11 protein-coding genes and 1 pseudogene are annotated in these 9,643 nt (G+C 66.4%); 7 read left to right on the forward strand and 5 right to left on the reverse strand.

Going from position 1 to position 9,643, the window contains the following annotated elements:
* Positions 1 to 35 precede the first annotated feature (35 nt).
* Complete coding sequence (locus ACX28W_RS34145; RefSeq protein ID WP_459003881.1) at positions 36 to 404, reverse strand: HNH endonuclease family protein; 369 nt, start codon at positions 402 to 404, stop codon at positions 36 to 38.
* A gap of 19 nt (positions 405 to 423) precedes the next feature.
* On the opposite strand from ACX28W_RS34145, the gene ACX28W_RS34150 reads away from it, so the two are divergent.
* The 4 genes from ACX28W_RS34150 to ACX28W_RS34165 all read left to right on the forward strand — a co-directional run bounded on the left by ACX28W_RS34150 (position 424) and on the right by ACX28W_RS34165 (position 2,888).
* Complete coding sequence (locus ACX28W_RS34150; protein ID WP_459003889.1) at positions 424 to 744, forward strand: GatB/YqeY domain-containing protein; 321 nt, start codon at positions 424 to 426, stop codon at positions 742 to 744.
* 565 nt (positions 745 to 1,309) lie between these two features.
* A complete protein-coding gene (locus ACX28W_RS34155) occupies positions 1,310 to 1,795 on the forward strand; it encodes a DUF2975 domain-containing protein (protein WP_459003882.1) in 486 nt (161 codons plus the stop codon).
* Positions 1,795 to 2,016 (forward strand): helix-turn-helix domain-containing protein, encoded by a 222-nt coding sequence (locus tag ACX28W_RS34160; RefSeq protein ID WP_266636582.1) that lies wholly within the window; start codon positions 1,795 to 1,797, stop codon positions 2,014 to 2,016. Before ACX28W_RS34155 ends, ACX28W_RS34160 begins: the two co-directional genes overlap by 1 nt.
* A gap of 383 nt (positions 2,017 to 2,399) precedes the next feature.
* The gene (locus ACX28W_RS34165; protein WP_459003883.1) at positions 2,400 to 2,888 is read left to right on the forward strand and encodes a hypothetical protein; all 489 of its coding nucleotides are present in this window, start codon (positions 2,400 to 2,402) and stop codon (positions 2,886 to 2,888) included.
* 136 nt (positions 2,889 to 3,024) lie between these two features.
* On the opposite strand, the gene ACX28W_RS34170 is transcribed toward ACX28W_RS34165, so the two are convergent.
* The 3 genes from ACX28W_RS34170 to ACX28W_RS34180 form a co-directional block, all read right to left on the reverse strand.
* Positions 3,025 to 4,035, reverse strand: a complete 1,011-nt coding sequence (locus ACX28W_RS34170) for a DUF6215 domain-containing protein (protein ID WP_459003884.1) — start codon at positions 4,033 to 4,035, stop codon at positions 3,025 to 3,027.
* A 127-nt stretch (positions 4,036 to 4,162) separates the two neighbouring features.
* Positions 4,163 to 4,576, reverse strand: coding sequence for a type II toxin-antitoxin system VapC family toxin (locus tag ACX28W_RS34175; protein WP_459003885.1), 414 nt, complete (start codon positions 4,574 to 4,576; stop codon positions 4,163 to 4,165).
* A complete protein-coding gene (locus ACX28W_RS34180) occupies positions 4,573 to 4,836 on the reverse strand; it encodes a CopG family transcriptional regulator (protein WP_359229798.1) in 264 nt (87 codons plus the stop codon). The genes ACX28W_RS34175 and ACX28W_RS34180 overlap by 4 nt, the downstream gene beginning before the upstream one ends.
* Before the next feature lie 1,218 nt (positions 4,837 to 6,054).
* Here ACX28W_RS34180 and ACX28W_RS34185 point away from each other — a divergent pair.
* On the forward strand, positions 6,055 to 7,284 hold the full coding sequence (locus tag ACX28W_RS34185; RefSeq protein WP_459003886.1) for a ricin-type beta-trefoil lectin domain protein: 1,230 nt from the start codon (positions 6,055 to 6,057) through the stop codon (positions 7,282 to 7,284).
* Positions 7,285 to 7,536: 252 nt separating this feature from the next.
* Here ACX28W_RS34185 and ACX28W_RS34190 read toward each other — a convergent pair whose 3' ends face one another.
* Complete coding sequence (locus ACX28W_RS34190) at positions 7,537 to 8,277, reverse strand: hypothetical protein (protein ID WP_459003887.1); 741 nt, start codon at positions 8,275 to 8,277, stop codon at positions 7,537 to 7,539.
* Between the two features lie 79 nt (positions 8,278 to 8,356).
* Between ACX28W_RS34190 and ACX28W_RS34195 the strand changes: the two are divergent.
* Both ACX28W_RS34195 and ACX28W_RS34200 read left to right on the forward strand, forming a co-directional pair.
* A pseudogene (locus tag ACX28W_RS34195) lies at positions 8,357 to 8,527 on the forward strand (transposase); the annotation flags it as partial.
* Between the two features lie 634 nt (positions 8,528 to 9,161).
* On the forward strand, positions 9,162 to 9,643 hold a 482-nt coding region (locus ACX28W_RS34200), incomplete at its 3' end, for a hypothetical protein (RefSeq protein ID WP_459003888.1).

The following is a 9,643-nucleotide window of genomic DNA, read 5'->3' on the forward strand; positions in this document are numbered from 1 at the left end:
TCGAGGCCGTCCTCGGCGGCGCGACGCACGCCGTGTCACTTGCTGCCGGGCTCCGAGAACACAGGGGCGGCGAGCAGTGCGTCCGCCGACGGCCAGATACTCGGCGCCAGCGACGCGAGGTAGGCGCCGCGGGCTTGGATCCGGCGCTCGTCCCAGGTGGAGGCCCAGCCGCTGATCTCAGCGGTCGGCGGGGGATTGAGCAGGGTGCCGTGGGTGAGGCGCAGGAGGCTGTGTTCGCCGAGCCACTGCCGTTTGTCGTCCCATGCCATGTTGCCGAGGGCGGGATTCAGACGGGCCGTGACCAGAGACAGGTTGCCGAGGGTGTGAACCAGCTCATCGCGGCCTACACCTTCGGACGGGTCGTCATCCAGGGGAGGCCAGTTGTCGCGCCAGCTCTGTGGCATGACGTGCTCGATGGTCGCGATGCGCGCCCGTGACAAGGCCGCAGTGAGCGCCCTGCGCACAACACTTGCTGCGCTGGACAACGCTGAGGTGGTACCCGTGGACGAAGCAGAGCTCCGCGGCTCGGCCCTTGAGCAGTCGCCGGTTGGTGCCGACGCCACCGAAGCAGCGCGGCGCGAGGTGAGCGAGCCCAGTGCCGTGGATGTCGTGCGCGCTGAGGCCGCCGAGCGGCTGGAGATTGCAGCGCAGTTGACTGCGCCCGCGCACGCAGACCGAGCCGCGCAGCTCCGCGCGGAGGCCGCCGTGCTGCTTCGCTTCCTCGATGGTCCCGGCACCGCATAGGAAACGGCGTGTCGCACCCGAAGTGACGCAGGAGCAGGGCTGGGAACAGATACGGCCACTGCATGATCATCGGGGGTCATGTGGACTCCCGAAGATCGTGCGGTGACCGCGGGCCATGGCGTAGGCCCTGTCCGTGGGCGGGCGATGTCCGACCGGGCCGGAGCGCCTGCTGCGCTACGCCCGCCGGGACGCGGATGCCGTCCGAGACGACGTCCGCACCTACGCCGTCGAACACCTCGGGGCCGACGGCGGTGTTCTTGTGCAGGGCCCTCCAGGCTCGAGGAGCCCCGGCTCAGCGGCACATCTCGGCCGTGGGGAACCGTCGTTGACCGTGGCTGACCGCCTGACGTGGCACGACTCTGGCACGCGCCGACACCGCCTTGGACGCCAGTCGGGTGTTACCCAGGGCTTCGGCAAGATCAAGACAGTTCGCGCAATCGCCATGCCATGGGAGGCGGCGGCGTCCCGCCACGGTGCGGAACTGCCGCCCACCCTCCGTCCCAGCCCTTGCTTCATATATCGAGTTTCGATAGGTTCCCATCGTAAATCGATGGAAGGATGGGTCGTGGGGAAGCTGACAGTGGGTGTGCTGCGCGCCGTGCTCGTGGTGGTGCTCGCCGGCACCGTGTTCGTGCAGGCAGGGATGGTGTGGGCGTTGGCCACCGACCCGGAGGACGGGTCGCTCCCGCTGACCCCGCTGCGCGTGATCACGATCCTGGGCATGGCGTCGGTCCAGGTCGCGCTGGTCTGCGTATGGCGGCTGGTGACGATGGTGCGACGCGGAACCGTGTTCTCCCATGCCGCCTTCCGGTACGTGGACGGCGTGATCGGCGCGATCGTGGCGGCTGCCCTCGTGTGGTTCGCGGTCACGGCCATCAATGCGCCGGGCCAGCGGGAGGACCCGGGCGTCACCGTCATCATGGGCGGGGTCGGCGTGGCCATCCTGGGGGTCGCGCTCGTCGTGCTCGTGCTGCGGATGCTGCTCGCCCAGGCCGTCGCGCGCGACGTCGAAGCGGCGCAGATGCAGGCCGAGTTGGACGAGGTGATCTGATGCCTATCGTCGTCGACATCGACGTGATGCTGGCCAGGCGGAAGATGTCCGTGGGCGAGCTCGCGGACCGCGTGGGGATCACGCCCGCCAACCTGGCGGTGCTCAAGAACGGCCGCGCCAAGGCGGTGCGCTTCGCGACGCTCGCCGCGCTCTGCGAGGTGCTCAAGTGCCAGCCGGGCGACCTGCTGCGCTGGGAGGCCGAGGACGCCGCGGGCGGATGACGTGCCCTTCCAAGATCATGGAGTCGACGCCCCGTGATCCGAGTGGAAGACCGTGTCCGCCGACGCATCATCGCCGATCCCGCCTGCCTTTGGCCAACTCCGCGAGCATCCCGGGGCCGTGCCCGAGGAGATCCCGGGCCTGCTGGAGCGAGTGGCCGAGGTGTCCGACCCTCGCGATCCGCACGGCGTACGGCACGCTCTGGTCGTTGGCGCAACCTCACCATCGGCGCCCTTCGCCTCGCCGGGAAGAGCAGCATCGCCGCCGGCCCCCGGCACAACGCCCGCGACGTCGCGCAAGGGGCGCGTCGGCGTACTCCAGCAGTGGAACCGTAGGCCGGGTGAATGAGTCTCTTCGTTAAGTGCCGCATCGGTGGGGGGCGAAGATGGACGCTAATACGGGCATTGCTGTCTGCGCGACCGTGATAGCGGTTGGTTCACTCTGGATCAGCCTGGTGCAGACAAAGTCCGCCCGAGAACACAACCGGCAGTCTGTGCGACCTTTGCTGCAGATTCGGATGGTCAAGGGCTACAACGACGACATAGCCCGCCTTGAGGTCATCAATGCTGGTCTTGGCCCGGCGATTGTGACGAAGACTGTAGTGACATTCGACGGGGAGGTCGTCGGACAGTGGGACCTGCAGACCTATCGCAGAGTAACCCAGTCCTTTCCGTTTCAGCCTAAGGTGCTGACCCTGGTAGAAGGTGCGGCTCTTCTCGTGGGGCAGAAGAGCTATTTGCTGCACATCGATGGTTTCAGCGAAGATGAGCACAGATGGTTTTGGGAACTCATCTCCCGGAGAATGCTCATCGAGATTCGCTATGAGTCTCTCTACGGCGGAGAGAACTTCGCAGTTCGCTCGTCGCCGTTGTGACGTGCCACCTAGCCTCGAGACGCAAGAGCACCCTCCGGCCGGGCCTCCTATGAGCCAGCAATAAAGTTGCGCAAGACTGATGCCGTCGCCGGCAGCGCGACTGGACCGATCTTTTCGCCGAGGTGTTTTCGGCGTCTCATCGGACAGGTCGTTCGGGGATCCTCGGAAGAACCTTCTCGGCGATGTTGAGGAGAACGCTGTCGTTCGGGAGGGCTCCGGACGTGCTCCACACGGTGATGTCGCAGGAGCCGCCTCGGTCATTACGGTCCAGGGCCACGGACAGCGTCCTGGCCAGGGGGCCTTGTTCGACCGGTCCGCCGGATCCGCCACTCCCGAGATTGATCTCGAGCTTCATGGTGTGATCCGAGAAGAGAACCGCGGGCCGACCGAGAACCGTAAGCGTCTTGATGTCCTTCTCATCCCCGAACTTCATCAGCTTCACGTACTGGTCGGTCGTCAGCTCGTTGTAAGTGGCCGAGACATTCACGGTGTACGTGTCGAACGTGACCTCGGCCTCCGGTTGGGCGACCTTCCCATCCGTCAGAGGAGCGGTGTTGTTGGTGCTGGAAACAGTGGTCGCGGTCTCTTCAGGCGTTCCAAGGAGCTTGGCCAGGTCCGGCCGGTTGAGCGCCTTGCACAGCTCTTCACCGGTCACAGGCTGGGGCGTGTCCTTGTAGGCATTCGGAAGCTCCTCGTGTGCCCCGCCCGAACACGAGGCGGGCTGCGGGGCGTTGTCGTCGGACGGCATGAAGCGTGGGGCCAGCCACAGCGCGGCCGCGAGTGCCCCGAACACGGCCACGGCCGCGACGGCCTGGCTCCATGCGTTGTGCTCCTTCTCCGGAGTGTCCGGGCTGGGACGCGGCCCGGTTCCGGCCTGGAGCTGGGGCTGGGGCTGAGCGGCAGCATCGACTGCCGCCCCGTCTGCGGAGGCTCTCGGACTCGGGTTCCGGCGTGCGCGCAGGGCCCGGATCACCGCGTAGACGCGTATTGCGGTGAACACGAGGAACACCACGCCGAGACCGGCCGCGACCCGATCGTGATCGCGGACGGCGAGATACATGATGCGTACGCCGAGAACAGACCCGACCGCGATGAGCAGGGGCTCGCGGACCCAGAACGGCAGGAGACGGAGGAGGAAACCGAGCATCCGGCGATCTCACCAGGACAAGATCACATTCGCCATGATGGAAGCCACAGTTCCGGGTACGTGCAGGGCCTGCCGAAAGCGGACGCTCCGAAGTCACTGTCGGGAACGCACCCCTCGACTGCTGGCGTCAGACTTTGATGACGGTGATGCGAGAGCCGCACAGGGCGATGAGATCCTCGGGGTCTGAGGTGAGGACCGTCGCCGGACCGGGGGCGGCGAGGGCTGTGGCGCTGAGCATGGCGTCGATGGCGTACTTGTGGCCGTGCAGGCCGGCATCGGCGAGGAGGGTGGCGGCGTGGCGGGCAATGGGCTCGGTGACCGGTTCGATGACGAGGCGGGACAGGGTCCATTCCAGGGCTGGGCGATTGATCCGTGGGTGGATCACTTCCGCGAGGGTGGCTGCGGAAGTGATCACCCGCAGGTCGTCGGCGCGGGCGAGGGCGAGCCAGCCGGTGACCGTACGGTCGCGCAGGACGGCCTTGGCCAGCCCTTCGCTGTCGAGAACCAGGGTGCCGCCGGGGATGGCGGGGGATGGGGTCACGCGGCGTTCGCCCCGCCTGGGGTCTGCTGCTCTCGGGCTTGGTGGAGTTGGTCGCGCAGGGCCTGAATCTCTTCGTCGGTGATCGGGCCGTGCTCGGCCTCCGCGACCGTGATGAGTTCGTTGAGGTTGTCCCGTTCGATCTGACGGGCAACGGCTGCAGCGACGTAAGCGGACAGTCCGGAGGGGCCGCTGCGGGCTTTGGCGGCTTCGGCGATGTCGCGCGGCATGGTGATCGAGTACTTGCCGGTAGGCTCACTCATGCTATGTATCCTACCTTGAATCCTCCCGTCGGCTTGGTGGGGGATGGTCGGGAGATTTGTCTGCGCTGCTTGGTCTGACGTGAGCGGATAGGTGGTGGATGTCATGAGGAACTCGGCATCTCGGACGCGGGGCGTCCTCAGGTGGAGGCACGGCGGAAGAACCTTGACGAGCAGACGCCCGGGAGGTGCGACGGACGTCAGGGCGCTGGCCGCTGACCTCGGCACCGTGCTCCTCCGCGCCGTTCGGCAAGGCTCTGAGGATGAGCCTCCCGCGGGGATCAACCTCACTTGAGCAGCTACACCACTCGGCGGGACACCATCCCACCAGAGGTGAGCATGTTTGCCATGCCGCGACGCAATCGGCGCCCGCCCGCCGTTCGCCTGGCTCCCGGCCAGTGGCTGCAATGGCAGATCAACTGCCGGTTAGTCGGCCGTTGTGGCGGCGCCTGGTCCTGTCAACTGGAGACGTTCAACATCCTTTATGGCTCTGCAGCTCCCGACGTATTCCAGGGTGTGCCGACATGCCATGTAGACGAGCGGGGGGCTCTGCGCTGAACTCCGCGGCACCGAAACCCTTGTTACCCCACGGACGGCCCGGAACGAGAGCCGAGCCGTCTCCTGGTGGCGGGACCTTCTGATCCGTAGCTCCAGCGAGGATGGTCAGTTACGGCCATACCGGCCGCTACGCGGCCCCGAAGGGACGTTGACGGACGGGGGCTGTCGCTGCGGTTGCGGTACTCCGCTGCTGTGCGGAGGCCGGCTGCGAGGGAGCGCCTTCGGATCGGTACTGAGTTTCCCCACATCATCAAGGCGGCTCGCTCCGCTCACCGCGCGATCAGCCGCCTGATGCCAGAGAAGGCGTACGTCGTGGCTGGGGCCGATCGGCTCCACGGTATTAGCCTGGTTTTGGCCATCTTCCCTGTCCGGGCCCCGTGTTGAGCAAGACCAGGGAGCTACTCACGCACCCGCAGCAGGCCCAGGCGCTCGCGCGCACTTGGCGACGGTAACCTTCGACGACCTCTCCAGGGTCTTACGCAACAGCACGTATGGCTTCGTACCGGGCATCGGTGATGCCGAATACGGCGTGGCGCATTTCAAGCCTTCATCATCTGGTCCGTACCAAACTATTGACGCCCCCTTATCTCACTTCTTAAATCACGGGGCGACGCACTCACCCCCCACCTCGCTCGGCGCACCCGTGCGCCGGAAGGGAGAGCCGTGGTCTCGCCACGATCGCTCCGCAGATGTCTCCTCGCCGCCCTCTCCGCCATGCTGGTCGCGACCGCCGCGATCGGCCCGGCACAGGCAGACGCCCCGAGTGTTGAGGCCGCCGCCGTGGTGTTCTCCGACACCTTCGACGGGGCCGCCGGAGCGGCCGTCGACTCCTCGAAGTGGCAGATCGAGACCGGCGACAACGTCAACAACCACGAGCGGCAGTACTACACGTCGGGCAACAACAACGCGGCCCTGGACGGCCAGGGTCATCTGGTGATCACGGCCAAGCGCGAGAACCCGGCCAACTACCAGTGCTGGTACGGGACTTGCCAGTACACATCGGCCCGTCTGAACACGGCCGGGAAGTTCACCGCGCAGTACGGGCACGTCGAGGCCCGGATGAAGATCCCGCGCGGACAGGGCATGTGGCCCGCGTTCTGGATGCTCGGCACACCGGTCAACTGGCCGGCCTCGGGCGAGATCGACATCATGGAGAACGTCGGCTACGAGCCCTCCACCATCCACGGCACGATCCACGGCCCGGGCTACTCCGGCTCGGGCGGCATAGGCGCGGGCTACTCGCTTCCCAACGGCCAGGCCTTCGCCGACGCCTTCCACACCTTCGCCATCGACTGGGCCCCCGACTCGATCACCTGGTCGGTGGACGGCACCGTCTACCAGCGGCGCACACCCGCCGACCTGGGCGGGAACTCCTGGGTGTTCAACAAGCCGTTCTTCCTGATCCTGAACCTGGCGGTGGGCGGCTACTGGCCGGGCGACCCGGACGGCTCCACCGTCTTCCCGCAGCAACTGCTGGTGGACTCGGTGTCGGTGACCACGGGCGACACGGCCGCCGGCGTCGCGATCAAGGGGCTCGCCGGGAAGTGCGTGGACGTCGCGGCGGCGAACTCCGCCAACGGCACCCCCGTACAGCTCTACGACTGCAACGGCTCTGCCGCCCAGCAGTGGACCGTCGGCTCGGACGGGACGATCCGCGCGCTCGGCAAGTGCCTCGACGTCACCGGCAACGGGACGGCGGACGGCTCGACGGTCCAGTTGTGGGACTGCACGGGCGGACCGAACCAGAAGTGGGTCGTCTCCTCGGCGAACGACATCGTGAACCCGCAGGCGAACAAGTGTCTGGACGTGACGGGCGCCAACTCGGCCAACGGCACCCGGCTGCAGATCTGGACTTGCAACGGCACCGCCGCCCAGAAGTGGACGGTCGGCTGAGCCGCTGGCCCTGGGTCTGTCCGGCGGAGCAGGTCGCAGGAAAGAAACGGCGCCAAAACAGCGCCGGTGAGCGGGGCTTGGAGCGTGCAACTGCAAGGCGGAGAGGGGCGTCGACGCGATGGGGGAGTCGGCAACCGACGGCAACGCCGCAGATGGACGTGCCAAGCCCCGCCTAGATCCTGTCCGGGCGATCATGGGCTCCCGCCGCACAGCCGCCGGACTGACCTCCATGGGTCGGCCCGGTCTGACGACTCAGGAGTGACAGAGCAGGTCGAGGACGACGGCCTCGGCGTCGAGGCCGTCGAGATAGCGGTTGGCTTGTTCCCAGTGGCCGTCCGTGTCCGCGTCCATCCACGAGCCATCAAGGGTGACCAGGGCGAAGCCGGGCACGGCGCACCGGACCGACCACAGCCGGGCTTCCTCGTGGTCCTGCGCGAAGTATGCAACCGGGTCGTTGAGCAGGAACGACGTGTCAAAGTGCGGGTCCCCCGCGACGGCCCGCTGGGCCACGTCCTGCACCAGCGGCTGGGCCAGATGCTCCTTCTTGGCGTCTGCCAAGGAGTACCTTTCCGGATCGGCCTCGTGGCGAGCGAGGAAGTCGGCGAGCGGGCGGGCCGGCGGGTGTATCGCGGTCAGCTCGGTCCAAGCGGCGAGCAGGGCGTCATGCGTGCGCGCCGCTCGTTTCCGCATACCGTCGAAGTCGAGCAGACCCCGAGGCCCGCCGTAGCATTCCAGCGGCCCGAGGGCATCGAGCTTGGCCTTCCTGCGCGGCACGGTTGAGGCCGTGACGAGCCTGCGGTCGCCGTCGTGCGGAGGCAACACGAGGTAGGCGTTGCCCGGGCTGGAGTGGATGGCCCACCAGTCCCAGTGGCCGACCGGATTCCATTCCTCGGTGAGGTTGGCGTTGTAGGGCGCCATGGTGGCAGCTATCGCCTGTGGAACCTTCCGGGGCGCGGTCGGCGGCAGGCACACAGTGGCGAAGAACTTGGTCATGCCCGGGAGCGTAAGCTCTGGGATTTCCGCCCAGGTGACTGTCACCTCGTCGGATCGTTGCTCGGTCAGGGGGCGGGATGATCTGCCGGAACGGTTCGGGCCGTGGAAGACGCTCTATGAGCGGCACCGGCTGTGGTCGGCCGACGGAACCTGGGAGCGGCCGCTCCAGCAGGTCCAAGCCGAAGCGGATGCCGCCGGTGACATCTACTGGGACATCGGGGTGGATTCCACGGTGGTGCGCGCTCATCAGTGAGAGGCAACGAGAAAGAGCGGGAGTCAGTGAGACTGACTCCCGCTCTCTCGTATCGGCATTCGACCAGGTCAAATGCTAGTTTCAGCTTGTGACCGGGTGAGTGCCCCCGGCAGGATTCGAACCTGCGCACACGGCTCCGGAGAGATTGCGCTGATAGCGCTTCACAACCCCTCTGACCTGCTGCGTAGCCAGTCGGCGGGCGCGCGGTGCCACAGAGTGTGTCGGAGGTGTGTCGCGCAGGTTGAACGGACAGGCGATGGGGCCAAATCTTCTCCACCCACCGACACGGGCTGACCTCTTCGTCCCGAAGCCATTCGATCATGGTCCAGAGGCAAGCCGGTACCTCCGTGACCTGCGGCGACTGTCCTCGGGTCCGTGGTTGTTCGCGTACGTCGTCGTTACAGCGCAGTTAGGCACTCAGCCGGAGCGCAGACCCGAGGGAAGTCGCCTTCGGCGACTGCGACCTACAGGGTCGGCTTCGCCGACGGGCTGCAACACCCGGGGTGTTGCAGCCGCTTGGGCCCGCACAGATCGGAACAGTTCACAGCAAGGGTGGTGCCCGCGACCATAGGCTCGTGCAGACTCCTCATGCGGGACTGAGGGCGAGCTCGGGGAAGATGTTGGAGGGGCTGTGGATACGGCGATGTTGTTCGTGCTCGGTGCCGCGGGCGGGTCATTACGCGGATTGGTCGATGCCTACAACCAAACCATGGAATGGCAGACGGCACGGCGTGAACACCGAAGAACGGATCCAGCGACGGACACACCGGGGCCGCCACGCCTGCGAGAGTTCTTTGATCCAGCACCAGATCTCGTGGCTGCTGTATTCCACACTGTCTTGGGCGCGGCAGGAGCTGCACTGTTCGGGATGTCCGGGCAAATTTCTGGTTCCTATGCGGCTATCGCCGTGGGCATCTCAGCCCCTGCCATATTGACTCAGCTTGGGCGGGTGCAAACGGTCAGCGAGGCAGTTACCGGTGTGAGTCCGGGAGCGGGTTCCTCTTCCGTTGATCCTGCAGCTAGTCAACCGCAGCCTGCTACTGAACTTGAATTTGTGATGTCGGTCAGTCGTTCATGGCCAGGCCGGTGCCAGCAAGGCAGCCATCGACCACA

The organism is Streptomyces sp. SD15 (assembly GCF_054462255.1).